Annotated in this window: 20 protein-coding genes; 12 read left to right on the top strand and 8 right to left on the bottom strand. The window is 72.1% G+C overall.

Going from position 1 to position 25,966, the window contains the following annotated elements; genetic code table 11:
* Positions 1-76: 76 nt before the first annotated feature.
* Complete coding sequence (locus tag ACFYZS_RS00165; RefSeq protein ID WP_389005198.1) at positions 77-598, bottom strand: MarR family winged helix-turn-helix transcriptional regulator; 522 nt, start codon at positions 596-598, stop codon at positions 77-79.
* A 262-nt stretch (positions 599-860) separates the two neighbouring features.
* Between ACFYZS_RS00165 and ilvA the strand changes: the two genes are divergently transcribed.
* From ilvA to ACFYZS_RS00185, 4 genes are all read left to right on the top strand, one after another.
* Complete coding sequence (gene ilvA / locus ACFYZS_RS00170) at positions 861-2,096, top strand: threonine ammonia-lyase (protein ID WP_389005200.1); 1,236 nt, start codon at positions 861-863, stop codon at positions 2,094-2,096.
* 92 nt (positions 2,097-2,188) lie between these two features.
* A complete protein-coding gene (locus ACFYZS_RS00175; protein WP_389005202.1) occupies positions 2,189-2,698 on the top strand; it encodes a hypothetical protein in 510 nt (169 codons plus the stop codon).
* A 121-nt stretch (positions 2,699-2,819) separates the two neighbouring features.
* Complete coding sequence (locus ACFYZS_RS00180) at positions 2,820-3,785, top strand: ATP-binding cassette domain-containing protein (RefSeq protein ID WP_389005204.1); 966 nt, start codon at positions 2,820-2,822, stop codon at positions 3,783-3,785.
* Positions 3,782-4,639 (top strand): ABC transporter permease, encoded by an 858-nt coding sequence (locus ACFYZS_RS00185; RefSeq protein ID WP_389005206.1) that lies wholly within the window; start codon positions 3,782-3,784, stop codon positions 4,637-4,639. The genes ACFYZS_RS00180 and ACFYZS_RS00185 overlap by 4 nt, the downstream gene beginning before the upstream one ends.
* Before the next feature lie 89 nt (positions 4,640-4,728).
* Here ACFYZS_RS00185 and greA read toward each other — a convergent pair whose 3' ends face one another.
* Both greA and ACFYZS_RS00195 read right to left on the bottom strand, forming a co-directional pair.
* A complete protein-coding gene (greA, locus tag ACFYZS_RS00190) occupies positions 4,729-5,226 on the bottom strand; it encodes a transcription elongation factor GreA (RefSeq protein WP_389005208.1) in 498 nt (165 codons plus the stop codon).
* Positions 5,227-5,362: 136 nt separating this feature from the next.
* On the bottom strand, positions 5,363-5,791 hold the full coding sequence (locus ACFYZS_RS00195) for a DUF4307 domain-containing protein (RefSeq protein ID WP_389005210.1): 429 nt from the start codon (positions 5,789-5,791) through the stop codon (positions 5,363-5,365).
* A gap of 121 nt (positions 5,792-5,912) precedes the next feature.
* Here ACFYZS_RS00195 and mca point away from each other — a divergent pair, with 121 nt between their 5' ends.
* Together mca and ACFYZS_RS00205 are read left to right on the top strand one after the other, a co-directional pair.
* Positions 5,913-6,794, top strand: a complete 882-nt coding sequence (mca, locus tag ACFYZS_RS00200) for a mycothiol conjugate amidase Mca (protein ID WP_389005212.1) — start codon at positions 5,913-5,915, stop codon at positions 6,792-6,794.
* Positions 6,795-6,796: 2 nt separating this feature from the next.
* Positions 6,797-7,030 carry a hypothetical protein gene (locus ACFYZS_RS00205; protein ID WP_366100094.1) on the top strand — a complete coding sequence of 78 codons (234 nt, stop codon included), beginning with the start codon at positions 6,797-6,799 and terminating at the stop codon, positions 7,028-7,030.
* Positions 7,031-7,103: 73 nt separating this feature from the next.
* On the opposite strand, the gene ACFYZS_RS00210 is transcribed toward ACFYZS_RS00205, so the two are convergent.
* Positions 7,104-10,388 carry a tetratricopeptide repeat protein gene (locus ACFYZS_RS00210; RefSeq protein WP_389005214.1) on the bottom strand — a complete coding sequence of 1,095 codons (3,285 nt, stop codon included), beginning with the start codon at positions 10,386-10,388 and terminating at the stop codon, positions 7,104-7,106.
* A 265-nt stretch (positions 10,389-10,653) separates the two neighbouring features.
* Between ACFYZS_RS00210 and ACFYZS_RS00215 the strand changes: the two genes are divergently transcribed.
* The 5 genes from ACFYZS_RS00215 to ACFYZS_RS00235 all read left to right on the top strand — a co-directional run bounded on the left by ACFYZS_RS00215 (position 10,654) and on the right by ACFYZS_RS00235 (position 19,667).
* Positions 10,654-12,708: a thioredoxin domain-containing protein gene (locus tag ACFYZS_RS00215; protein WP_389005216.1), complete on the top strand. Its 2,055-nt coding sequence runs from the start codon at positions 10,654-10,656 to the stop codon at positions 12,706-12,708.
* A gap of 255 nt (positions 12,709-12,963) precedes the next feature.
* Entirely contained in the window at positions 12,964-14,289 is a 1,326-nt protein-coding gene (locus ACFYZS_RS00220) for a glycosyltransferase (RefSeq protein WP_389005218.1), read from the top strand.
* Positions 14,286-15,995: an ArnT family glycosyltransferase gene (locus ACFYZS_RS00225; RefSeq protein WP_389005220.1), complete on the top strand. Its 1,710-nt coding sequence runs from the start codon at positions 14,286-14,288 to the stop codon at positions 15,993-15,995. The genes ACFYZS_RS00220 and ACFYZS_RS00225 overlap by 4 nt, the downstream gene beginning before the upstream one ends.
* Before the next feature lie 6 nt (positions 15,996-16,001).
* The gene (locus tag ACFYZS_RS00230; RefSeq protein ID WP_389005222.1) at positions 16,002-17,204 is read left to right on the top strand and encodes a glycosyltransferase; all 1,203 of its coding nucleotides are present in this window, start codon (positions 16,002-16,004) and stop codon (positions 17,202-17,204) included.
* Between the two features lie 39 nt (positions 17,205-17,243).
* Entirely contained in the window at positions 17,244-19,667 is a 2,424-nt protein-coding gene (locus tag ACFYZS_RS00235) for a galactose oxidase-like domain-containing protein (RefSeq protein WP_389005224.1), read from the top strand.
* 66 nt (positions 19,668-19,733) lie between these two features.
* Here the strand turns inward: ACFYZS_RS00235 and ACFYZS_RS00240 are convergent, their stop codons facing one another.
* Complete coding sequence (locus ACFYZS_RS00240) at positions 19,734-20,411, bottom strand: hemolysin III family protein (protein WP_351770162.1); 678 nt, start codon at positions 20,409-20,411, stop codon at positions 19,734-19,736.
* A 210-nt stretch (positions 20,412-20,621) separates the two neighbouring features.
* On the opposite strand from ACFYZS_RS00240, the gene ACFYZS_RS00245 reads away from it, so the two are divergent.
* A complete protein-coding gene (locus ACFYZS_RS00245; protein WP_389005226.1) occupies positions 20,622-22,466 on the top strand; it encodes a phosphoenolpyruvate carboxykinase (GTP) in 1,845 nt (614 codons plus the stop codon).
* Between the two features lie 86 nt (positions 22,467-22,552).
* On the opposite strand, the gene ACFYZS_RS00250 is transcribed toward ACFYZS_RS00245, so the two are convergent.
* The 3 genes from ACFYZS_RS00250 to ACFYZS_RS00260 are packed head-to-tail and all read right to left on the bottom strand — an operon-like array spanning position 22,553 to position 25,960.
* Complete coding sequence (locus ACFYZS_RS00250) at positions 22,553-23,173, bottom strand: hypothetical protein (protein ID WP_389005228.1); 621 nt, start codon at positions 23,171-23,173, stop codon at positions 22,553-22,555.
* Complete coding sequence (locus ACFYZS_RS00255) at positions 23,160-24,776, bottom strand: substrate-binding domain-containing protein (protein ID WP_389005230.1); 1,617 nt, start codon at positions 24,774-24,776, stop codon at positions 23,160-23,162. The genes ACFYZS_RS00250 and ACFYZS_RS00255 overlap by 14 nt, the downstream gene beginning before the upstream one ends.
* Positions 24,773-25,960 carry a toxic anion resistance protein gene (locus ACFYZS_RS00260; RefSeq protein ID WP_389005232.1) on the bottom strand — a complete coding sequence of 396 codons (1,188 nt, stop codon included), beginning with the start codon at positions 25,958-25,960 and terminating at the stop codon, positions 24,773-24,775. The genes ACFYZS_RS00255 and ACFYZS_RS00260 overlap by 4 nt, the downstream gene beginning before the upstream one ends.
* Positions 25,961-25,966 lie beyond the last annotated feature (6 nt).

The following is a 25,966-nucleotide window of genomic DNA, read 5'->3' on the forward strand; positions in this document are numbered from 1 at the left end:
CATAGTGCGGGCAGCGGGACCGCCCGGCCAAGAGGTCGGACGGACTCCGGATCGGGCCGGCGGACCGCCCCGGCCCTCAGGAGGCGGGGCCCGCCTCCGACGCGGCGCCCATCAGCTCCGACAGCGAGCCGTTGAACCGGGTCAGCAGCCCGGTGAACGACTCGCGCTCCTCCTCGGACCAGTCCTCGGTCACCCGGGCCATCAGCTCGCGCCGCGAGGAGCGGACCTCCTCCAGGCGCGAGAGCCCGCGCGGGGAGAGCGCGAGGACCACGGCCCGCCCGTCCTCCGGGTGCGAGGTGCGCTTGACCAGGCCGCTGTCGACGAGCGGCGCGACCTGGCGGGTGACGGTGGACGAGTCGATGCCCATGCCGCCCGCGAGCGCCTTGACGCCCATCGGGCCTTCCAGGTCGAGCCGGTTCAGCAGCAGGTACGCGGCGCGGTCCATCGAGTTGCGGGCCTGGCCGACCCCGCCCAGGCGGGTCTGCTCCGCGCGCCGGGCGAAGACGGCCACCTGGTGCTGGAGCGCGTCGAGGAGCCCGGCTTCGGCGGACGCCTCGGCCGCCGTGGGCAGGTCGGAATTGGCCGGGTTGGAGGGCATGGCCGTGAGCTCTCTTCGCGTGGGGCCGACAAGGTTGGGGGACAGAGTACGCGGCCGTGGGGCGGCCCGTACGCCTCGTACGAGAACTGATACGGGCGGTACGAACCAAGGCGGCGGCCCCGTCCCGGATGGCGTGATTTCGCCCCCTGTGCGCCCCGGACCCCTGCCCTGCGGCACCGGTCCGCCCGGGCACCCGCCCGGTCCGCGAGACCCGTGTCGGCTGCCCGGAGCCGTGACCCGTGGGGGCTGCGAGACTGGCGGCATGAACTACCGCGTGCCCGTGCCCGTTCCGCAGGTCATCCTCGACGACGTCCGGGGGGCCCAGAAGATGCTCTCCGGCGTCGCCCGGGTCACGCCGATGGAGAACAGCCGGCACCTGAGCGCCCTCACCGGCTCCCCGGTCCACTTCAAGTGCGAGAACCTCCAGCGGACCGGCTCCTTCAAGCTCCGCGGCGCGTACGTGCGCATCGCGGGCCTGCGCCCCGAGCAGCGGGCCGCGGGGGTGGTCGCGGCCAGCGCCGGCAACCACGCGCAGGGCGTGGCCCTGGCCTCCTCCCTCCTCGGCGTCCGCTCGACGGTGTTCATGCCGGTCGGGGCGCCGCTGCCGAAGGTGGCGGCGACGCAGGAGTACGGGGCCGAGGTGCGCATGCACGGGCAGGTCGTCGACGAGACCCTGGCGGCGGCACAGGAGTACGCGGACCGCACGGGGGCGGTGTTCATCCACCCCTTCGACCACCGCGACATCATCGCGGGCCAGGGCACGGTGGGCCTGGAGATCCTGGAGCAGTGCCCCGAGGTGCGGACGATCCTCGTCGGCATCGGGGGCGGCGGCCTCGCCGCGGGCATCGCGGTCGCCGTCAAGGCGCTGCGGCCGGACGTGAAGGTGATCGGCGTGCAGGCCGAGGGCGCGGCCGCCTACCCGCCCTCGCTGCGGGTCGGGCACCCGGTCTCGATCGACAACCCGGTCACGATGGCCGACGGCATCAAGGTCGGCCGCCCCGGCGACATCCCCTTCCACATCATCGGGGACCTCCTCGACGGCGTCCGCACGGTCTCCGAGGACGCCCTCTCCAGCGCCCTGCTGCTCTGCCTGGAGCGCGCCAAGCTCGTCGTCGAGCCGGCCGGCTGCAGCCCCGTGGCCGCCCTGCTGAGCCGGCCCGAGCTGTACGGGGGCGGCGGCCCGGTGGTGGCGGTGCTGTCCGGCGGGAACATCGACCCGCTGCTGCTCCAGCGGATCCTGCGGCACGGCATGGCGGCGGCGGGCCGCTACCTGTCGCTGCGGCTGCGCGTGGCGGACCGGCCGGGGGCGCTGGCGGGGCTGCTGGCGGTGCTGTCGACGGTGGACGCGAACGTGCTGGACGTGAGCCACGTACGGACCGACCCGCGGCTGGGGCTCACGGAGGTGGAGGTGGAACTGCACCTGGAGACCAAGGGCCCGGAGCACTGCGCCGAGGTCGCGCGCTCCCTCCACGGTGCCGGATACACGGTGATGAGCTAGGTCTTGTCCCCTTCGGTCGTGACACAGGGGTGCGGAATCCGGCCGTTTGTGTGAGACTCCCGGCCACGTTCACATGGGGTGGGAGTCTCTCGGTGCACATTCGCGTCAGACCGCAATCGGCGGCCGTCATCGCTCTGGCCGCCTCGGCGGCCCTCGCCCTCGCGGGCTGCTCGTCCTCCGACGGATCCGGCGCGGCGGGGCCGCAGAAGCCGGCGGCGGGTGCGACCCAGTCGGCCAAACCCTCCGCGAAGCCCACCGGAGCGCCGCTCGGCCGCGACGCCGTGGACGACGAGGTCAAGTCCTCGCTGCGCGCCGCGGGTCTGGACCCCGAGAAGGGGAAGGGCTCGGGCGACGCGAACGCGACGAAGAACGCGAGCGTGGTCGACTGGACCGCGGTCACGACCACGCAGCAGGCGGAGTGGGCCCTGCCGCGGCTCGGGGAGCAGCTCAAGCACCTCGGCTGGCGGGAGACGGCGCCGCAGAGCTACGAGAAGACGGACTGGGTGCTGCTGATCGGCAGCACGAAGCAGTCGCCCGGGGTGACGCTGAAGAGCAACGAGAGCCTGCTCACCGTGAACGTCACGTACCTCGGCGCGGGCTGACGCTCGGGCCGGCGCACGGGCCGGCGTACGGCCGACGCACGGGCAGGGCTTGACCCGCGCCCATAAGATTTGCCTGGGAAAGTACCGGTTTTCTGGCCCGATACCCACAGGGGGAATCCCTATGCCAGGCGCCATCTACGCCGAAGGCCTGGTCAAGACCTTCGGCGAGGTACGGGCATTGGACGGCGTGGACCTCGACGTCCCCGAAGGCACCGTGCTGGGGCTGCTCGGCCCCAACGGTGCCGGCAAGACCACGGCCGTGCGCGTACTGACCACCCTGCTCCGGCCCGACAGCGGCAAGGCCGTCGTCGCCGGCATCGACGTCCTCAAGCACCCCAACGAAGTCCGCCGCGCCATCGGCCTCTCCGGCCAGTTCGCGGCCGTCGACGAGTACCTGACCGGCCGTGAGAACCTCCAGATGGTCGGCCGGCTCTACCAGATGACGGGCAAGGCGGCGAAGGCCCGGGCCGGTCAACTGCTGGAGCGGTTCAACCTCGCCGACGCCGCCGACCGCACCGCGAAGACGTACTCCGGCGGCATGCGCCGGCGCCTGGACCTCGCGGCCGCACTCGTCGTCCGCCCGCCCGTGATGTTCATGGACGAGCCGACCACGGGTCTCGACCCCCGCAACCGCCAGCAGCTCTGGGACGTCATCCAGGAGCTCGTGGCCGGCGGCACCACCCTGCTGCTCACCACCCAGTACCTGGAGGAGGCCGACCACCTCGCGCACGACATCTGCGTGGTCGACCAGGGCAAGGTCATCGCCCGCGGCACCTCCGACCAGCTCAAGGCCCGCACCGGCGGCGAGCGCGTCGAGGTGGTCGTCCACGAGCGCGAACACATCGCCGACGCCCGCGCCGTGCTCGCCGGCTTCGGCAAGGGCGAGACCACCGTCGAGCAGCACACCCGCAAGCTGACCGTCCCGGTCAGCGGCGGCGCCAAGCTGCTCGCCGAGGTCATCCGCGAGCTGGACTCCCGCGGCATCGAGATCGACGACATCGCGCTGCGCCGGCCGACGCTCGACGACGTGTTCATCTCCCTCACCGGCCACGCGGCCGCCCTGAACGACGAGGAGGAGCAGAAATGAGCACCGCCTCCCCGACCCCGGAGCTCGCGGCGCCCCGCCCCCGCGGCGGCGTCGTCCAGGGCGTCAACGACTCCCTGGTCATCGCCAAGCGGAACCTGATCCGGATGTCCCGGATCCCCGAGGTGATCATCTTCGGGGTCATCCAGCCGGTCATGTTCGTCGTGCTCTTCAGCTACGTCTTCGGCGGCTCGATCAGCGTCGACGGCAACACCTCGCCCGCCGCCTACCGCGAGTTCCTGATGGCCGGCATCTTCGCCCAGACCGTGACCTTCGCCACGGCCGGAGCGGGCGCGGGCATCGCGGACGACATGCACAAGGGCCTGATCGACCGCTTCCGCTCGCTGCCCATGGCCCGCGGGGCCGTCCTGACCGGCCGCACGCTGGCGGACCTCGTCCAGACCACCCTCACCCTGGTCGTCCTGGCCGTCGTCGCCCTGCTCGTCGGCTGGCGCACCCACACGAGCGCCGTCGAGGTGCTCGGCGGCTTCGCCCTGCTGCTCCTGCTCGGCTACGCCTTCTCCTGGATCGGCGCGCTGATCGGCCTGTCGGTGAGCACCCCGGAGGCGGCCACCTCGGGCGGGCTGATCTGGCTCTTCCCGCTGACGTTCATCTCGAACGCCTTCGTCCCCTCCGAGAACATGCCGACGTTCCTGCGGCACATCGCGGAGTGGAACCCGTTCAGCGCCACCGTCCAGGCGGCCCGGCTGCTGTTCGGCAACTTCCCGCCGGGGTACGAGGCCCCCGCCGCCTGGCCGATGCAGCACCCGGTGGTGGCCTCGGTCCTGTGGTCCGTGCTGATCATCGCGGCCTTCCGGACGCTGTCGGTGCGCAAGTACCGCTCGGCGACGGCGTAGGCCGTACGCGGAGGAGCGCGAGGGACGCGGGCACGGGAAAGCCCCCGCCGGACGGATCCGGCGGGGGCTTCCTCGTACGGGTGGGGTGATCAGCCCTGGAAGGGCTTGACGTCCAGGATCTTGACCGTGGCCTTCTTGCCGTTCGGCAGCTCGTACTCGGCGTTCTCGCCGACCTTCTTGCCCATCACACCGGAGCCCAGCGGGGACTGCGGGGAGTAGGTCTCGAAGTCGCCGGACGCGTACTCGCGCGAGGCGAGCAGGAAGGACATGGTGTCGTCCTCGTCGCCGTCGAAGGCGATGGTGACGACCGTGCCGGGCGCGACCTCGCCGTCGGAGGCGGGGGCGGTGCCGACCTTGGCGTTCTCCAGGAGCTGCGTCAGCTGGCGGACGCGGAGCTCCTGCTTGCCCTGCTCCTCCTTGGCCGCGTGGTAACCGCCGTTCTCACGCAGGTCGCCCTCCTCGCGGGCGGCTGCGATCTTGGTGGCGATCTCCGTGCGTGCGGGACCAGAGAGGTAGTCCAGCTCGGCCTTCAGCTGGTCGTACGCCGCCTGGGTCAGCCAGGTGACGCTCTCGCTCGTCTGGGTCACGGGTGCTCCTCGTCGGTACAGGGGACTACTTGGCCGCCAGCGGCGGGCGAAACCACGAGCCTAACAATTCGGGAAGAAAAGGGGGAGGACACCATGTGTATGAAGTGTGTCATCGGGCCCGTGAGCAGGAAAGAGGTCAGCCTGCCGTCGGCGTGGTGCCCTTGCCCGCGGCCTTGCAGCCGACCAGTTCGATCATCGTGGCCCGACCGGTGGTCTTCAGCGAGAGCATCTCGTCCACGCGCGTGTCCTTCTGGCCGAAGGTGAAGTCCGCGCGGCCCACCTCGGCGTGCGCCTCGTTCTGGGAGCTCAGGGTGCACACCCCGGTGACCCCGGCGTCCTTGCGCACCTCCAGCTGCACCTTCACCTCGGTGTCGGAGACCACCTGGAACTTGATCACCTGGGCGCTGACGCTCTGGCCTGCGACGTAGTCCCAGCCGATCCACCCGACCAGGCCCAGCAGCCCGACGCCGAGCACCGAGCCGACGATCTTGAGCTTGCGGTCCGCACGCTCGTCCGCCGATCGGCCGTAGCGACCCTCGGGCAGCCCCTCGCGTACCGCGCTCATTGATCGTTCCTTTCGGGAGGGCAAGGCTCCGGATTCCCGGGGGCAGCCCCGGAATTTTTCCACCCCCCGATTCGGTCACTATAGGAGGCGAACGCCCTGACGACTCAAAGAGGATCCTGTCTTGACCGAGCAGCTTCGACTGATGGCCGTCCATGCCCACCCCGACGACGAGTCGAGCAAGGGCGCGGCCACCATGGCCAAGTACGTGTCCGAAGGGGTTCCCGTGATGGTGGTGACCTGCACGGGGGGCGAGCGCGGCTCGATCCTCAACCCCAAGCTCCAGGGTGACAAGTACATCGAGGAGAACATCCACGAGGTCCGCGCCAAGGAGATGGACGAGGCGCGCCAGATCCTCGGCATCGAGCAGGAGTGGCTGGGCTACGTCGACTCCGGCCTGCCGGAGGGCGACCCGCTGCCCCCGCTGCCCGAGGGCTGCTTCGCCCTCGCGGACGTGGAGGAGGCCGCCGGCGAGCTGGTGAAGAAGATCCGCGCCTTCAAGCCGCAGGTCATCACCACCTACGACGAGAACGGCGGCTACCCGCACCCCGACCACATCATGACCCACAAGATCTCGATGGTGGCCTTCGACGGCGCCGCGGACACCGAGAAGTTCCCGGAGGCCGAGTTCGGCCCGGCGTACCAGCCGCGGAAGCTCTACTACAACCAGGGCTTCAACAAGCCGCGCACCATCGCCCTGCACGAGGCACTGCTCTCCCGCGGCATGGAATCCCCCTACGGGGAGTGGCTCGAGCGCTGGAAGGAGTTCGAGCGCAAGGAGCGGACCCTGACCACGCACGTGCCCTGCGCCGACTTCTTCGAGATCCGCGACAAGGCGCTCATCGCGCACGCCACGCAGATCGACCCGGACGGCGGCTGGTTCCGTGTCCCGATGGAGATCCAGAAGGAGGTCTGGCCCACGGAGGAGTACGAGCTCGCGAAGTCGCTCGTCGACACTTCCCTCCCCGAGTCCGACCTCTTCGCGGGCATCCGGGAGAATGCGTAGCCATGAGCGCTACGCAGGCAGCACTGACCGAGCTCCTTCCGCTGGCGGGGGACACCTTCGACAAGAACAAGGTGACCCCCGGAGTCCTGGGCTTCATCGTGTTCGCGGCCCTCGCCCTGGCGGTGTGGGGCCTGATGAAGTCGATGAGCCGGCACATGGGCCGGGTCGACTTCAAGGAGGCCCCGGAGGCCGGAGCGGCGTCCGCCGCCGCCCCGGCGGCGGACCGGGCCCCGTAGGGACCCCGGGCGGTGCACCGCCGCCCTCCCGTCCGGCGGGAGGGGCGGCGACGGCGCATGCCCGGCTCCGTGGTCACACGGCCGGCGGGGCCGGCGGCATCGGGACTCCCATGATCTCCCGCGAGTGCAGGTTCGGGACCAGCCCGAGCCGCCACGCCTGCCAGCCCTCCGCCGGGTCCACCCCGCGCCCCAGCACCACCGCGTAGGCGTCCAGGCCGTCCTCCAGCCGCCCGTCCCGCATCGCGTGCGGGGCCGCGGCCAGCCGGGCCAGCTCGGCCCGGGCCTCCTCCACGCCCGCGCCCGGCAGCGCGTACGGCAGCAGCGTGCAGCGCAGGAAGCGGGCCCAGTCCTCCCCGCGCCGGTCCCCGTACGAGATGAACAGCCGGGCCGCCTCCTCGCACAGGCCCAGCGCCTGCGACACCCGGCCGTTGCCCGCGTCGATCACCGCCAGCTCCAGGCAGGTCCACGCCTCCCCGTGCGCCAGCCCGATCCGCCGGAAGTCCGCCCGCGCGTCCATCAGCAGTTGCCGTGCGAACCCGGAGTTGCGCAGGTTCCCCGTCTGCGCCGCCCGCTGGTCGCGCGTGACCCGGCCCGAGTGGTGGCGGGCGTGGGCCAGCCCGTACACGTCCCGCATCCGCGAGAACATCGTGCGGGCCCGCTCCAGCTCCCGCACCGCCTGGTCGCGCTCGCCGCCCTCCTCCAGCGCCTGCCCGAGGTAGTAGAGCGTCCAGGCCTCGCCGCGCGCGTCCTCCTGCTCCCGGTGCCTGGCCAGCGCCTCGCGCAGCCGCTCCACCGCCGGGCCCGGGTCCCCGTCGACCACCCGGGCCCGGCCCAGCTGGGTCAGCGCCCAGGCCTGGCCGCGCTCGTCGCGGGTACGCCCGTACAGGTCCAGGGCCGGCTTGAGCTCCGCCTCCGCCCCCGGGACGTCGCCGAGCCGCAGGTACACCTGCCCCAGCTGGAAGTGCGCCCAGGCCTCCCCGTGCACGCTCTCGCTCTCCCGGTGCAGGGCGAGGGACTGCTCCAGCAGCTGCATCGCCTCCGCCAGGTGCGCCCGGTCCCGCTCCACCGCCGCGAGGGCGTGCAGGGCCCACGCGCGGTCGCCGGCCAGCTCCTGCGGCTCCTGGAGCACCAGCGCCTCGCGGATGCGGGCCGCGGCCTCCGGGAGCTGGCCCTGGTGGTGCAGGGTGATGCCGAGCGAGATGAGGGCCATGCCCGCGCCGGCGTCCTGGTGGGCCTCGCGGTACTGGTCGACCACCGAGGTCAGCGTGGTGCGGGCCTTGTCCAGCTCACCGAGCTGGCGGGCGGCGATGCCGGTACGCCACTGCACGGAGCGGACCAGACGGCCCTGGCCGGGCTCGCCCCGGCGCGCGGCCTCGACCGCCTGCGTCAGCTCGTTGATCTCGCCGAGCCGGTACAGGTCCCCGCGCAGCAGGCAGAAGTCGCAGAGCGCGCCGAGCAGGTCCAGTACCGCCTGCTGGTCCACGTCCTGCGAGTGCCGCAGCGCGGCCGTGATGAAGCTCGACTCCTCGTCCAGCCAGCGCAGCGCCGCGTCGAGCGAGGGGAAGCCGTGGCCCCCGAAGTGGTTGGCGCGCGTCGACATCTTGCCGTCGACCATCCGGATCACCGAGTCGGCGAGCTGCGCGTAGTTGCGGATCAGCCGGCCGTGCGCCGCCGAGGACTCGGCGCGGTCCTCGTCCGCCGCCAGCCGCTCCTGCGCGTACGAGCGCACCGCGTCGTGCATCCGGTACCGCTCCCCGCGCACGTGGTCCAGCAGGCCCGCCTGCGCCAGCTCGCGCATCAGCAGCCCGGCCGCCGCCCGGTCCGCGTCGATCAGGGCCGCGGCGGCCGAGGGCCCGAGCGAGGCCCGCCCGGCGAGCGTGAGGCGCCGCAGCAGCCGCCGCCGCTCCTCGGGCAGGCGTGCGTAGGCCAGCGCGAGGGCGCCCTCCAGCGTGTCGGTGCCGCCCGGGGCTTCCGCTTCGGCCGGACCGAGCGGGGCCAGGGGGGCCAGTACGCGCAGGGCCAGCGGGAGGCCGGCGCCGAGGGCGAGCAGGCCCCGCAGGTCCCCCTCTCCCTCCCCTTCCCCTTCCCCTTCCTTGTACGGGGCCTGGGGCTGGGTCGGGGCCGGGGACGTGCCGGCCGCCTCGGCTCCGGCGCGCACCAGCTCCGCGCCCTCCGCCCGGGCCAGCCGCTCCACCGGGAGCTGGTGCACCCAGGCCGACAGGCCGGGCAGCTCCAGCGGCTCCCGGGCGGTGACCAGCACCAGGCTCTCCGACCGCTCCGGCACCAGCATCCGCACCTGCTCCGCGTCCACCGCGTCGTCCAGCAGCACCGTGACCGGCAGCCCCTGGAGGTGCTGGTGGTACAGCTCGCCGAGGCGCCGTACCTGCTGCTCCGCCGAGGACCCCTCGCGGAACAGCAGCTGCTCGCGCGGGGCGCCGAGCCGGTTCAGCAGGTGCAGCAGCGCCTCCCGGATCGGCAGGGGCGCCTCCCCGCCGAGCGAGCCGCCCCGCAGGTCCACCACGCAGGCCCCGCGGAACTGGTCGCGCAGCGCGTCCGCCGCGCGCAGCGCCAGGGCCGTGCGCCCCACGCCCGGCTCCCCGTGCAGCACCACGACCACCGGGCGGGTCTCCGTACTGGCCCGGGCCGCCTGCACCCACTGGGCGATCCGGGTCAGCTCGGCCCGCCTCCCAGCGAACGAGGCCGCGGGCTGCGGGAGTTGGGCGAAGGACTGCTCCAGTACGCTGCGCCGCCGGGCCTCCGCGCTGCGGTCGGCCCCGCGCAGCTGGGGAGCCGTGGGACGGGAGGTCTGCCGGGGCGCCCGCGCCGCGGCGGCCACCGCGCGCTGCTGCTCCAGGAACGGGCGTATCCCGCGCACCTCCAGCGCCGTCAGCCACTGCAGCCTCAGCTGCTCCGGCCCGCCGGGGCGGCCGCGCACCCCGGCCCGGCGGTTCGCGGCGGGCAGGTGCAGGGCGGTCACCTTGGCGACGGTGGCCACCGCCCCGGCGATGCCGGTGACGGCGCCGGCGGCCAGCGCCGTGCCCGCCCCCACGCCGAGCGACAGGTCCGCCCCGACGGCCGCGGCCGCCGCAACCGCCGTCACGAGCAGCGCCGTCGAGGTGTTGCCGCGCCGGAAGGCCTCGCCGAGGGACTCGTCCCCCGCCGCCGCCTCGTCCAGGGCCCGTACGTACGCCTCGTACTCCTCGGCGGCGCTCGCCGCGAGCGCGTCCAGCGCTTCCAGGCCGCGCGCCATCAGCGCCGCCCTGTCGACCGGCGTGCCGGCCCCGGCCCCCCGCCGGGCCTCCTCGTCCGCGGCCCGCTCCAACAGTCGCTCGGCCTCGCCGCGATGGCTGTCCCGCATCGGCATCCCCCTCAAGAGAGCTCCGGCAACGTGGCCCCAAGTGTCCGCCGGGACTGTCGCGAGCGCGAGTGAATCTGAGCTAGATCAGAGGGAGTTGGCCCAACTCCCCCCGCCCCCGCGCATATATGTACGTTCCACCCCGCGGATGCGCCCTCCGGTCGACGCGGGGAGGCCGGACCGGCGGGCCCGGACCCCCGCCGACGTGGGGTGGCACGCCGCCCTCCGGTCCCGGCGGCGTCCCACCAGGTGCGGCAGGATTGGGGGCATGTCGAACCGCCTTGCTCATGAGACCTCGCCGTATCTGCTGCAGCATGCGGACAATCCCGTCGACTGGTGGCCCTGGTCGCCGGAGGCGTTCGCGCAGGCGCGGGAGCGGGGGGTGCCCGTCCTGCTCAGCGTCGGGTACAGCAGCTGCCACTGGTGCCATGTCATGGCGCACGAGTCCTTCGAGGACGAGCTGGCCGCCGCCTACATGAACGAGCACTTCGTCAACATCAAGGTGGACCGCGAGGAGCGGCCCGATGTCGACGCCGTCTACATGGAAGCCGTGCAGGCAGCCACCGGGCAGGGCGGCTGGCCCATGACCGTGTTCCTCACCCCCGACGCCGAGCCCTTCTACTTCGGGACCTACTTCCCGCCCGAGCCCCGGCACGGGATGCCCTCCTTCATGGAGGTCCTCGAAGGCGTGCGGACCGCGTGGGTGGGGCGGCCCGAGGAGGTGGCCGAGGTCGCGCAGCGGATCGTACGGGACCTCGCCGGGCGGAAGCTGGACTACGGCAAGGCCGGTACGCCCGGTCCCGAGGAGCTCGCGGGGGCGCTGCTCGGACTGACCCGCGAGTACGACGCGGTGCGCGGCGGATTCGGCGGGGCGCCGAAGTTCCCGCCCTCCATGGTGCTGGAGTTCCTGCTGCGCCATCACGCGCGCACCGGGGCGGAGGGGGCCCTGCAGATGGCCGCCGACACCTGCGAGGCGATGGCCCGCGGCGGGATCTACGACCAGCTCGGGGGCGGGTTCGCGCGGTACTCCGTGGACCGGGAGTGGATCGTCCCCCACTTCGAGAAGATGCTCTACGACAACGCGCTGCTGTGCCGCGTGTACGCGCACCTGTGGCGGGCCACCGGGTCCGACCTCGCGCGTCGCGTCGCCCTGGAGACCGCCGACTTCATGGTGCGCGAGCTGCGCACCGCCGAGGGCGGCTTCGCCTCCGCGCTCGACGCCGACAGCGAGGACCCGCAGACCGGTGCGCACGTCGAGGGGGCGTACTACGCCTGGACCCCGGCCCAGCTGGCCGAGGTGCTCGGGGCGGACGACGCGGCGCTGGCCGCCGCCTACTTCGGGGTGACCGACGAGGGCACCTTCGAGCACGGCACGTCCGTCCTCCGGCTGCCGCAGGACGGGCCCGTCGTGGACGCCGCGGCCGTCGCCGGCATCCGGCAGCGGCTGCTCGCGGCGCGCGCCGAGCGGCCCGCGCCCGGCCGGGACGACAAGGTCGTCGCCGCCTGGAACGGCCTGGCGATCGCGGCGCTGGCCGAGTGCGGGGCGTACTTCGACCGGCCGGACCTGGTCGAACGGGCAACGGAGGCCGCCGACCTGCTCGTTCGCGTGCACATGGACGGGCGGGCGCGGCTGGCCCGGACCAGCAAGGGGGGCCGCGTCGGAGCCAACGCCGGGGTCCTGGAGGACTACGGCGACGTCGCCGAGGGCTTCCTCGCGCTGGCGGCCGTGACCGGCGAGGGCGTCTGGCTGGAGTTCGCCGGTTTCCTCGTCGACCTCGTCCTGGACCGGTTCACCGCCGAGGACGGCTCCCTCTACGACACCGCGCACGACGCCGAGCGGCTCATCCGCCGCCCCCAGGACCCGACCGACACCGCCACCCCCTCCGGCTGGACGGCCGCGGCCGGCGCGCTCCTCTCGTACGCCGCCCACACCGGCTCCGAGGCGCACCGCACGGCCGCCGAGCGGGCCCTCGGCGTCGTGCACGCCCTGGGTCCGCGCGTGCCGCGCTTCATCGGGCACGGGCTCTCGGTCGCCGAGGCGCTGCTCGACGGTCCGCGCGAGGTGGCCGTGGTGGGGCATCCGGAGGATCCGGCGCTGGCCGGGCTTCACCGGACGGCGTTGCTGGGGACGGCTCCCGGGGCGGTTGTGGCGGTCGGGCTGCCACGCGCGGCCGACGGCAGCGGGGGCGAGTTCCCCCTCCTGGCCGAGCGCACACTCGTACACGACCTTCCGACGGCGTATGTGTGTCGACATTTCGTCTGCGCGCGGCCTACGACAGACCCGGTCGAGCTTGCCGATCAGTTGGGTGCGGTTCATCCGTAAATCCGCCGGAGTACCGTCAATTCCGGTTGCTCGTCCCACAATTCGGAAACCTGGTTTTTATCCCCGCGGCTCCTGAGTTTCATTTTCGCTGCCTACTCTCATGTCTGCGGACGTCACTGGGGAGCCGCTGAGCGGGCGCACCGGGGGGTGTGCCCGAGGGGGAGCAGGGGGAGCTGGGGGAAGCAGGGGCGGGCGGGCCGGGGGGCCCGCCTCGATCCCCTGGGGGGTTTGCCGATCGCCGCCTGGTGTCGCGGCATGTCTGTGGGGGACGTTTTGTACACCTCTGTCGTCATATCCGTGATTTCGTTTGCGCTTTTCTGGATGGCCGCCTTCACGCTGTGGTGGCAGATGCACGCGTGGCGCACGCCCGAGACGCTCGCCTCGACGCGCTTCGACCGCCCCGACGGCGAGGGCCGGCTGGCCTTCTCGCTGCTCCTGCCGGCCCGGCACGAGCAGGCGGTCCTGCGCCACACGATCGAGCGGCTGCTCGAATCGAGCCACGGCGACTACGAGATCATCGTCATCGTCGGCCACGACGACCCGCAGACCGCCGCCGTCGCCGAGGCCGCCGCCGCGCGGGCGCCCGAGCGGGTACGGGTCGTCGTCGACCACCACGAGGCCAAGAACAAGCCGAAGGCCCTCAACACCGCCCTCCCGCACTGCCGGGGCGACATCGTCGGGGTCTTCGACGCCGAGGACCAGGTCCACCCCGAGCTGCTCGCCCACGTCGACCACGCCTTCCGCTCCACCGCGGCCGACGTGGTCCAGGGCGGGGTCCAGCTCATCAACTTCCACTCCTCCTGGTACAGCCTGCGCAACTGCCTGGAGTACTTCTTCTGGTTCCGCTCCCGGCTGCACCTGCACGCCGAGAAGGGGTTCATCCCGCTCGGCGGCAACACCGTCTTCGTGCGCACCGAGGTGCTCCGCGAGGCCGGCGGCTGGGACCAGAACTGCCTCGCCGAGGACTGCGACCTGGGCGTAAGGCTCTCCTCGGTCGGCAAGAAGGTCGTCGTCGCCTACGACTCCGACATGGTCACCCGCGAGGAGACGCCCGGCTCGCTGATGAGCCTGCTGAAGCAGCGCACCCGCTGGAACCAGGGCTTCCTCCAGGTCTACCGGAAGAAGGACTGGCAGCAGCTGCCCGGCCGCGGCCAGCGCTGGCTGGCCCGCTACACGCTGATGACCCCGTTCATGCAGGCCGCCTCCGGGGTGATCATCCCGCTCAACTTCGCCGTCGCGGTCCTGCTCGACGTACCCGTCGGCATCGCGATCATCACCTTCCTCCCCATGATCACGGCGATGGTGACGTTCGTCTTCGAGATCGTCGGCCTGCACGACTTCGGCCGCCAGTACGGGCTGCGCGTCCGCTTCGTGCACTACCTCAAGCTCGTCGTCGGGGGCCCGTTCTACCAGGTGATGCTGGCGGGCGCCGCGATCCGGGCCGTCTGGCGCGAGCAGCGCGGCCGCAACGAGTGGGAGCTGACCAGCCACACCGGCGCCCACCTCGCTCCGATCAGCGCCACCGCCGGGGTGTCCACCGCCGGCGCGTCCACCGCGATCCGAGAGGACGGAAACCAGTGACCGCCACCCTGCCCACGGCCACTGATCCCCAGCCCGGCACCGTCACGGCCGACGCAACCGGCGCCGCCACCGCCACGGCCACCGCACCTCTGATCCCGCAGCAGCGGACCCGCCCCGGCGGCCTCGGGGTCCGGCCGCCCGCTCCGGCCCACCCCCTCGTCCGCTTCCGCTCCTCCCGCCCCGACCTGCTGCTCTGCGGGGCCGTCCTGCTCGCGATCGTCCTCGTCCAGGGCTGGAACATCACGCACTTCCCGACCCTGAGCGACGACGAGGGCACGTACCTCGCCCAGGCGTGGGCCGTCCAGCAGGGCGACGGCCTCGCGCACTACACGTACTGGTACGACCACCCGCCGCTCGGCTGGATCCAGATCGCCGGCCTGACCTACCTGCCCTCGCTCCTCGTGCCCGACTGGATGACCGTCGCGCCGATGCGCTTCTCGATGCTCGCCGTCTCGGCCGCGAGCTCGGTGCTGATCTACGTGCTCGCCCGCAGGCTCTGGCTGCCGCGCTGGGCCGCGGGGCTCGCGATGGCCCTCTTCGGGCTCTCCCCGCTCTCCGTGGTGCTGCAGCGGGAGATCTTCCTCGACAACCTCGCCGTGATGTGGATGCTGCTGGCCTTCTGCCTGGCCGCGTCCCCCAGCCGCCACCTGTGGCACCACTTCGGCTCGGGACTCGCGGCCGCCACCGCCGTCCTGACCAAGGAGACGATGCTGGTGGTGCTCCCGGCGCTGCTGGTGACCATGTGGCGTCACAGCCACCGCGACACCCGCAAGTTCGCCGTCACCGGAGCCGTCACCGCCTGCGCGCTCATCGGGCTCTCGTACCCCCTGTACGCGCTGCTCAACAGCGAACTGCTGCCCGGCGCCGGCCACGTCTCGCTGATCGACGGCATCACGTACCAGATGAGCCGCCCGGGCTCGGGCTTCATCCTCACCCCCGGCTCCGGTTCGAACGGCGTGTTCCGGTCCTGGCTGTACTACGACACCGTCCTGCCGCTCGGCGGGCTGGCCGGGGCGCTCCTGCTGCTCGCCACCCTCAAGTGGTCGGTCACCGCCCGGGCGCTGGCCGGACCGGCGCTCGCCGCCGTGATCCTGGCGGCCGTCGCGATGCGGCCCTCCGGCTACCTGCCCGCGATGTACGTGATCCAGGCGCTGCCCTTCCTCGCCCTGGTACTCGCCGGGGGCGCGGCCAGCATCACGCACGCCGTGCTGCGCCGCCGCCGCGCCCCGGGGGAGCGCCGGGCGCTCACCCGCGGCCGCCGCGTGCTGATCGGCGTACTCGCCGCGGCCGCCGCGGCGTACGTCCTGCCGCGCTGGTACGAGGGCGACCGCACCGCGCTCACGGCCGACGCGAACGCCCCGTACCGGGCCGCCGCCGCCTGGCTCGGCCGGGAGGTCCCCGACCCCGGGCACACCCGGGTCCTGGTCGACGACGCGCTCTGGCTGGACGCCGTGCACCGCGGCTTCGAGCCCGGGCTCGGCGCCATCTGGTTCTACAAGGCCGACCTCGACCCCGCCGTCACCGAGACCCTGCCGCGCGGCTGGCGCGACATCGACTACGTGGTCTCCTCGCCCACCGTCCGCCGGGACGCGGTGGACCTGCCCAACGTGAAGGCCGCGCTGGAGCATTCGACGGCGGTGGCCGTCTTCGGCTCCGGCGAGGACCGCATCGAGATCCGCAGGACCGACCGAGCCGACGGGAGCTGATCCGCCATGAGCGAGGACCTGTGGACCCCGCACGCCCCGAGCGATCCGGAAGTCTCCATTCCGGGGGAGGGGGCGGACGTCGGGGAGGTGTCGCCGGGAAGCGTCACCCTCATCATCCCGACCTTCAACGAGGCGGGGAACATCGACGAGTTGCTGAGCCGGCTCGCCGACTCGCTCCCCGCCCGCCTGCCCTGCCGGGTGCTGTTCGTGGACGACTCCACGGACGACACCCCGGCGGTCATCGAGAAGGCCGCCCTCGACCTGCCCTTCCCGGTCTCCGTCCTGCACCGCGAGCAGGGGCTCGGAGGCCTCGGCGGAGCCGTCGTCGAAGGCGTGAAGCGGGCCGACACCGACTGGATCGTCGTCATGGACGCCGACCTCCAGCACCCGCCCCACCTGGTGCCCGAGCTCGTCGGCGAGGGCGAGCGCACCGGCGCCGACCTCGTCGTCGCCTCCCGCTACATCCCCGGCGGCAGCCGGGCCGGTCTCGCCGGGAGCTACCGCATCGCCGTCTCGCGCGGCGCCACCTGGCTCACCAAGGGGCTCTTCCCGCGGGCCCTGCGGGGGATCAGCGACCCGATGAGCGGCTTCTTCGCCATGCGCCGCCCGGTGGTCACCGCGGACGCCCTCAAACCCCTCGGCTACAAGATCCTGCTGGAGCTGGTCGTGCGCTGCCGGCCCGCCAGGGTCGCCGAGGTGCCGTTCGTCTTCCAGGACCGCTACTCCGGCGAGTCCAAGTCCGGCGCCCGCGAGGGGATGCGGTTCCTGGCCCACCTCGCCGCGCTGCGCTCCGCGACCCCGCTGGCGCGGATGATCGGCTTCGGACTGATCGGGCTCTCCGGCTTCGTCCCGAACCTGTTCGCGCTGTGGCTGCTCACGCACGCCGGGGTGCACTACCTGCCGGCCGAGATCGCCGCCAACCAGGCCGGAGTGCTCTGGAACTTCGTCCTCATCGAGGCCCTGCTCTTCCGCGACCGCCGCCGCCACCGCCACTGGGCGGACCGCATCGGCCGCTTCGCCCTGCTGGCCAACGCCGACCTGCTGCTGCGCATCCCGCTGATCGCCCTGTTCGTCGCCAGGTTCGGCATGGAGGTGCTGCCCGCCACGGCCCTGGCCCTGGTCACCACCTTCGTCCTGCGGTTCGCCGCCACCGAGGCCCTCGTCTACCTGCCGCGCACGACCCGTACCGCCCGCACCACCAGGAGTTGAGCCGCACAGAGCCGCCGCACAGACAGAAGGGAACCGTCCATGCCAGCGAACATCCGGCGGAAGGCCGGGCGGCGCGCCGCCCTGGCCGCCGTCGGGGCGATGACCGCGGGCCTGCTGCTCACCGCACCGCAGCAGGCCACGGCCGGACCGCCCAATCTGCTCACCAATTCCGGTTTCGAGACCGCCGGCGCACCCGGCGCGGACATGCCGTCCTGCTGGGAGAAGTCCGGCTGGGGCGACAACGACTTCACCTACGCGACCGTCGCCGACGCGCACAGCGGCACCAAGGCGATGAAGGTCTCCCTCACCCGCCGCCTCAGCGGCGACCGCAAGGCGCTCGTCACCGAGAACACCACCTGCGCGCCCACCGTCGTACCGGGCCGGCAGTACGACCTGTCCGCCTGGTACAAGTCGAACACCCCGGACGTGTCGGTGACGGTGTTCCGCCACGACACCACCGCGGGCTGGCAGTACTGGACCGACCTGCAGAATCCTCCGGTCAGCGCCGGCTGGGCGCGCACGGAGGTCCGTACGCCCGCCGTCCCGCCCGGCACCGACAAGATCACGTGGGGGCTCTCGGTCTACGGCGTGGGCACGCTCACCACCGACGACTACGCGCTGGAGGAGGTGGGCGCGGCCCCGCCGCAGCCGGGGTGCACGGGCACGGCCGAGCAGTGCGCCAAGGGCAAGTGGGAGGTCATCCCGGCCAAGAATCCGGTGCGCTCGATGCACGCCGTGGTCTTGAAGAACGGGAAGGTGCTGCTGATCGCGGGCTCGGGCAACGACATCGCCCAGTTCAACGCGGGCACGTTCACCTCGGCCGTGTACGACCCGGCGAACGGGTCCTTCAAGACGATCCCGACGCCCGTGGACATGTTCTGCTCGGGGCACGTGCAGCTGTCGGACGGCCGGGTGCTCGTCATGAGCGGCAACAAGGGGTACCCGTCCGCCGACGGCAAGATCGGCTACCAGGGACTGAAGGACAGTTACGTCTTCGACCCGGCGACCGAGGCGTACACGAAGACCAACGACCTGAACGGCGGGCACTGGTACCCGTCGGCGACGATCCTCGGCAACGGCGACGTGATCTCCTTCGGCGGCCTGAAGGAGGACTCGACGGGCAACGTCACCGCGGAGAGGTTCTCGGCGGCGCAGAACAAGTGGCTGCCGATGAACGAGGTCAACCAGACCTGGTCCTACTGGGGCCTGTACCCCTCCATGATCCTCATGCAGGACGGGCGGCTCTTCTACTCCGGCAGCCACACCTTCGGCAACGGCACGCAGGGCAGCGGCGCGTCGATCTACGACTACAACGCCAACACGATCACGGACGTGCCCGGGCTGCGCAAGAAGGACGAGCGCGACGAGTCGGCGAGCGTGCTGCTGCCGCCCGCGCAGGACCAGCGGGTCCTGACGATCGGCGGCGGCAACAACGAGTCGAACCCGGCGGCCAACCGGCTCACCGAGCTCATCGACCTCAAGGCGCCGAGCCCCGCGTACACCGCCGGGCCCGACCTGCCGCAGGGCATCGTCGACGTGGGCGGGGCCAAGCGGGCGCAGACGGGGGCCGAGGGCAAGATGTACGTGTCGGCCGTCCTGCTGCCGGACGGCAAGGTGCTGGAGACCGGCGGCGGGCTGCACGACCGGGCCGACCCCGTCTACGAGGCCTCGTTCTTCGACCCGGTGACCAACACCTACAAGGCCGGGCTGCCGGCCGACCCGATCCCGCGGACGTACCACTCGGGCGCCTTCCTGCTGCCCGACGGGCGCGTCATGACGGTCGGCGACAATCCCGGCAACGGCACGTACAACAACAACGTGTCGATCTACACCCCGCCGTACCTCTTCAAGGGCGCGCGCCCGAAGCTCACCTCGGTGATCGACACGCAGTGGGTGTACGGGGACACGCAGCGGATCACCGTCGACCGGCCGATCGCCAAGGCGGAGCTGATCCGTCCGGCGGCGGTCACGCACTCCTCGGACCCGAACCAGCGGTACGTGGACCTGCCGTTGTCGGTGGTGAACAACACGACCGTCGACCTGAACGTCACCAGCAACCCGAACCTGGCCCCGCCCGGCTGGTACATGCTCTTCGGCGTCGACGCGAACGGGATCCCGTCGGTGGCGACCTGGGTGCACCTGGGCGGCGCGTCGGCGCTCGCGGCCACGGACGAGGCCCCGTCCCCGCACGTCCACGACTTCGCGGACGCCCCGCAGGCGGCCCCCCGGCAGAACCCCGGGAAGCGGGACTCGGCGCCCGTCGCCCCGACCGTGGCCGGCTGCGACCGCCACTACGGGACGGCGAGCCAGTGCGTGCCGACGAAGTTCCCGGCGGAGGTGAAGGAGACCACGAAGGCCCGCTGCGACTGGCTGGCCTCCCACCAGTACCCGAAGCGCATGAAGGTCAACGGCAGCGACCCGCTGCGGCTGGACCCGGACGGCGATGGCTACGCCTGCACGTAGCCGCCCGCGACCGAAGGAGCCCCGGCGCCGATGGGCGCCGGGGCTCCGCCGGGGTCGCGGCCCGGCTCAGTGCTGGTACGCGGCGAGGGAGATGCCGACGTAGTGGGCCACGAAGGCGGCCAGGGTCAGCGAGTGGAAGACCTCGTGGAACCCGAAGAAGCGGGGGGAGGGGTTCGGGCGCTTGATCCCGTAGATCACGCCGCCCGCGCTGTAGAGGAGCCCCCCGACGATCACCAGGACCAGGACGGCGATGCCGCCGGTGCGCAGGAAGTCGGGCAGGAAGAAGACCGCGGCCCAGCCCATCGCTATGTAGCAGGGGGTGTAGAGCCAGCGCGGGGCGCCGACCCAGAAGACCCGGAAGGCGATGCCGGCCGCCGCCGCGATCCACACCGCCCACAGGAGCGTCCGTCCGGTGGAGGGCGGGAGGAGGAGCACCGTCAGCGGGGTATAGGTCCCCGCGATGATCAGAAAAATGTTGGCGTGGTCGAGACGCCGCAGGATGGCCTCGCCCCGCGGACCCCAGGTGCCGCGGTGGTACACGGCGCTGACGCCGAACAGCAGGCAGGCCGTGAGGATGTACACCCCGCACGCCACCCGTGCCCGCGTCGACTCGGTGAAGGCCATCAGCACCAGGCCCGCGACGACCACGGCGGGGAACATCCCGGTGTGCAGCCAGCCGCGCATGAGCGGCTTGGCCTCCGGTGCGGCCGGAGCGGCGGCGGCGTCAGAAGTCATGGCCGCCATGCTACCTACGGGTCCGTAGGTTTCCGTTAGTGCGCTTTACGGAAGATTGACGGGAGTGGCGATGCTCACGTGAGAGGCCCCCTGGACATATGCGCACACGCACCGGATGATCAGATGAGTGCGGTCGGCACCGGATGAGCGGAGCGCGAAGCATCCGGGTCGCAGCCCCCACGGGGCAAACACCAAACAACCCCTCTTCAAGGAGCAATCGTGGCGCGCGAGAACGCGGCTCCCCTTTCCGTCCCGACGACCCACCAGGAGCTGATCTCCTGGGTGGACGAGATCGCAGCGATCACCCAGCCGGACCGGGTCGTCTGGTGCGACGGCTCCGAGGCCGAGTACGAGCGCCTGTGCGCGGAGCTCGTCGCCAAGGGCACGTTCAAGAAGCTGGACGAGGGCAAGCGACCCAACTCGTACTACGCCGCCTCCGACCCGTCCGACGTCGCGCGCGTCGAGGACCGGACCTTCATCTGCTCCGAGAAGGAGGAGGACGCGGGCCCGACCAACCACTGGAAGGCTCCTTCCGAGATGAAGGCCCTTTTCACCGGTGAGGGGGGCATTGCCGGGCAGGAAGGTATCTTCCGCGGCTCCATGAAGGGCCGGACGATGTACGTCGTCCCCTTCTGCATGGGCCCCCTCGGCTCCGAGCTCTCCGCGATCGGCGTCGAGATCACCGACTCCGCCTACGTCGCCGTCGCCATGCGCACCATGACCCGCATGGGCAAGCCCGTCCTCGACGAGCTCGGCACCGACGGGTTCTTCGTCAAGGCCGTCCACACCCTCGGCGCTCCGCTCGCCGAGGGCCAGGCGGACGTGCCGTGGCCCTGCAACACCACCAAGTACATCTCGCACTTCCCCGAGACCCGCGAGATCTGGTCGTACGGATCGGGCTACGGCGGCAACGCCCTGCTCGGCAAGAAGTGCTACGCCCTGCGCATCGCGTCCGTCATGGCCCGCGACGAGGGCTGGCTCGCCGAGCACATGCTGATCCTCAAGCTCACCCCGCCGCAGGGTGAGGCGAAGTACGTCGCCGCCGCGTTCCCGAGCGCCTGCGGCAAGACGAACCTGGCCATGCTGGAGCCCACGATCCCCGGCTGGACGGTCGAGACCATCGGCGACGACATCGCCTGGATGCGCTTCGGCGAGGACGGTCGCCTGTACGCGATCAACCCCGAGGCCGGCTTCTTCGGCGTCGCCCCCGGCACCGGCGAGCACACCAACGCCAACGCCATGAAGACGATGTACGCGAACACCGTCTTCACCAACGTCGCGCTCACCCCGGACGGCTCCGACGTCTGGTGGGAGGGCATGACCGAAGAGGCGCCCGCGCACCTCATCGACTGGAAGGGCAACGCCTGGACCCCGGAGAGCGAGACCCCGGCGGCCCACCCCAACGCCCGCTTCGCCGTCCCGGCCTCCCAGTGCCCGACGATCGCCCCCGAGTGGGAGGACCCCAAGGGCGTCCCGATCTCCGCGATCCTCTTCGGCGGCCGCCGCGCCTCCGCCGTCCCGCTGGTCACTGAGTCCTTCGACTGGAACCACGGCGTCTTCATCGGCTCGAACATCGCCTCCGAGAAGACCGCCGCCGCCGAGGGCAAGGTCGGCGAGCTGCGCCGCGACCCGTTCGCCATGCTGCCGTTCTGCGGCTACAACATGGGCGACTACATGGGCCACTGGGTCGACGTGGCCAAGGGCAAGGACCAGTCCAAGCTCCCGAAGATCTACTACGTGAACTGGTTCCGCAAGAACGACGCGGGCAAGTTCGTGTGGCCCGGCTTCGGCGAGAACAGCCGCGTCCTGAAGTGGATCGTCGAGCGGCTCGACGGCAAGGCCGCCGGCGTGGAGACCCCCATCGGCATCCTGCCGACCAAGGACTCCCTCGACCTGGACGGTCTGGACCTCCCCGAGGCCGACCTCGACTTCCTGCTCACCGTCGACAAGGAGGTCTGGCGCGACGAGGCCTCCCTGGTCCCCGAGCACCTGAACACCTACGGCGACCACACTCCCAAGGAGCTGTGGGACCAGTACCACGCGCTCGTCGAGCGCCTGGGCTGAAAGACCTGTCCGGAGGCGACTCCGGGCACCTGGGTGTGGGAGCCCCCGACCAAGCGGTTCCCACCGCAGCACCGGCCCCATACCTGTCAGGAGTGTTGTCCGCGCTCCTCCAGGTAGGTCGTGTGCGTCTGCTGACGGCGGGCCTCTGCTTCGCGGAGGTCCGCCGTCAGGCGTTCCGCCTCCTCGTGCAGCAGCGACAGCTGCCGCTCCAGGTGCCGTTCCGGCGACTCCCCGCCCGGGGTGAGCCGGGTCCACCAGCGCGTCCGGTTGTACGTGTCCACGCACTCCGGCACGTCCAGCTCGATCGCCCGCGACAGCGCGTGCACCGACTCCGGGTCGGCGGCCAGCACATCGGCCACCCACCCCGGCTCCAGCAGCGCCCCGTACAGCTCCATCAGCTCCGCGAGGCGGCCCTCGGCCGGATCCGGCAGGTCCACCTCGGCCACGTACTCCCGCAGCCGGCCGAACCGCTCCCGTATGTCGTCCAGCTGCTGCGAGGGACCCCGGGGCCCGGGCGGCGCCGGCCGCTCCGGCGGGGCGATCAGCGCGCCCGCGCCGTACAGCCCCGCCACGACCACCGGCCAGTAGGTGCCCGCCGCCCCGGTGACGGCAAGGCCCAGCCCGGCCACCCCGCAGGCGCAGCCCACCAGGTTCTTCTTCGACTCCAGGTAGCGGAGCGCCCCCGCGGCGGATCTACTGGTAGCCACGGATCTCCTCGAAGGCTCCGTCCAGCGAACCGTTGCCGTCGGTGGCGTCGAAGAGCCGCCCGCCGGTCAGTTCGGTGATGTGGGCCAGCTCCTTGCGGTCCGAGTCCCCGAAGAGCACCGCGAAGACCGGCGTGTGCTTCTGCGCTTCCGGCAGCCCGGCGTAGAAGGCGTCGAAGTCCTTCGCCTTGTCGCCGCTCTGCCCGTCCGTCATCAGCACGATCGAGGTGAACGCGTCCGCGTTGCCCTTGCCCAGGTGTTCGTACGCGGCCTTCAGACTGCCGTACACCGCCGTACCCCCCTCCGGCTGGAGCGATTTCACATCGCCCCGGATCGCATCCAGCGCGGGCCCCGGATTGCCCGGCTCGACGACGTGCGTCAGCACCTTCTTCACCTTGTCGCCGAACGGCAGGAGCGTCACCTCCTCGCGGTCCCGGAACCGCTGTCCGGTTCCCGAATCACCCGTCCCCGTCAGCTCGGTGAGCGCCGACCGCAGCCGACCGATGCGGTCCTGCTCGGCCATCGAACCCGAGGTGTCCAGCACGTACACCGTCCGCGAGGGCCGGCGCAGCTCGTTCTCGTAGGAGGCCAGCAGACCGTCCGCGACCGAGCGGGTACCCGGGAACGGCAGCTCGCGCCGCTTGTCCGCGTTCAGCCCGGGCGCCGGCTGCACCCCGGCCGCGACCGGCCGGCGGAAGGTCTTCTCGGTGATCGCCTTCTGCGCCTCGGCGCCGCTGAGCCAGTCGGTCAGCGCCCGCCCCGACTCGCGGGCCCCGGCCGGGGCCGAGGTCAACAGGGTCAGCGGGTAGTGGGCGGTGACCACCCCGTCGCGCGGCCGGATCACCGTCAGGCCCGCCTGCGCGTCCCGGTTCATGGACAGCAGCACGGACTCGTAGTTCACCAGCGCGTCCACGTCCCCGCGCTTGGCGTACGCGGTGGCCAGCCAGCCGGAGGAGCCGGAGGTCAGCTTCTGCCCGCCGAAGAACTCCTTCAGCCTGGGCTGCGCCGTCTTCACGTCCGCGTCGGTCAGCGCCGCCTGCGCGCCCGACAGCCCGGAGGCCACCGAGATCAGCGCGGAGAAACCGGAGTTCGAGCGCACCGGGTCGGTCATCCCGTACGTCAGCTTCCCGGCGGCGACCGCCTCGTGCACCGCCGACCAGGTCACCTCCTCCGGCTTCCAGCCGAGCCGGGCCAGCGCCTGCGCCCGTACGCCCAGCGCCACCGGCGAGGACATCACCGGAGTCTCGCTGCTGAGCTTCCCGGCGGCCTCGGGGCGCAGCCGCAGGTAGTCGTTGGAGGACAGCCAGATCGCGTCGTACTTGCCGTCGGCCTTCCCGGAGGCCACCTGCTCGGCCGCGTCCAGCGTGCCGGACCAGGTGAGCTCGACGGAAACCCCGGTGGCGGCCTTCGCGGCCTTCAGCACCGGCTCCATGTCGGCCAGTTCGCTGGAGGCCAGCACCCGCAGCTTGCCCTCCTGGTACTTCGACTGGGTCGGCTTCGCCGGATCCGGAGAGCCGGAGTCGCAGGCCGAGGCCCCGAGCCAGGTCGCGGCGAGCGCGACCGCCGCGGCCAGCCGTCTGCGCACCGATGCGCCGTGAACGCTCATCGCTCCCCGCCCTCCAGCACACCGGAGGTGCGCGTACGGGCCAGGTAGGCCGAGGCGGTCTGCAGCTCCCCGGTCAGGGACTCGACGGTGGCGGCCATGTTCTCGGTCGCCTGCGCCTTGTACGTGTCGATCGCGTCCAGCGTCTTGTAGATCTGCGCGAAGGCCGTACGGAGCGTCTCGGCCCCCACCGCCGGGTCGGCGGCGATCCGCTGGATCTCGCCGCTCTGCGTGGACAGCATGTCGGCGTTGCCCCGGATGAGGTCCTCCGTGGTGCCCTTCAAGGCGTTGACCTGCTCGATCACCTTGCGCTGGCTGTCGAGGGCCGAGGCCAGCATCACGGCGATCCGCAGCGCGGACACGGTGGTGGTGGCGGCCCGGTCCACGCCCTTGATCAGCTCGTCGTTGTTGCGCCGGACCACGTCCATCGCCAGGTATCCCTGCGCGCACACCGCCAGCTGCGTCAGCAGGTCCTGGTGCTTCTGCCGGACCGGGAAGAGCAGGTCGGCGCGCATCACGTCGGCCGCCGCCGGGTCGCGGTGCCCGGTCTCGGCGATCCGCTCCTCCACGGCCGCGTCCAGGGCCTCGGTGAGGACCGCGTACTCCTGGAGCTTGCCCATGGTCTCCCACAGGCGGGCCCGCTCGGTGTGCAGGGCCGCGTTGTCGCGGCGCAGCTCGTCCTGGCCGCCGCGCAGCGAGCCCACGATGTGGTTGAGGGTGGCCTGCGAGGAGGCGTACTTGGCCACGTGGTCGCGGAACCTGTTGCCGCCCGGCAGCTTCGCGAGCAGCCTGCGGGCCCCCTTGGCGGGCGTGTCCCGCGGGTCGAGGTCCTCGACGGTGCGGCGCAGCTCGACCAGGGAGCCCGCGACGCGGGCCTGGGCGTCGCCGCCCCCGTCGGTGCCCAGCGACCGTACGGCCCGCTCCAGCATCCGGTTGGACTGCTGGGCGGCGTTGCGGATGTCGCCGGCGCCGAGTGCGGATATCTCCCCGACGCGGCTCGCGAACTCGGGGGAGCGGGTGTCGATCCCGGCGAGCGAGCCGACGTACTCCCCGGCCCGGCGGGCCATCTCCTCGCGCACCCCGTCCTGGAGCGGGACGAGGCCCGAGGCCTGCTCCCGCTTGACGGGGGCGACGGGCTCGGGGGCGGTGAGGACGAGCGGGCTCTCCTCGGGTGGTGTCAAAGTCATGTGCGG

The organism is Streptomyces sp. NPDC001903 (assembly GCF_042891345.1).
Taxonomy (GTDB): Bacteria; Actinomycetota; Actinomycetes; order Streptomycetales; family Streptomycetaceae; genus Streptomyces.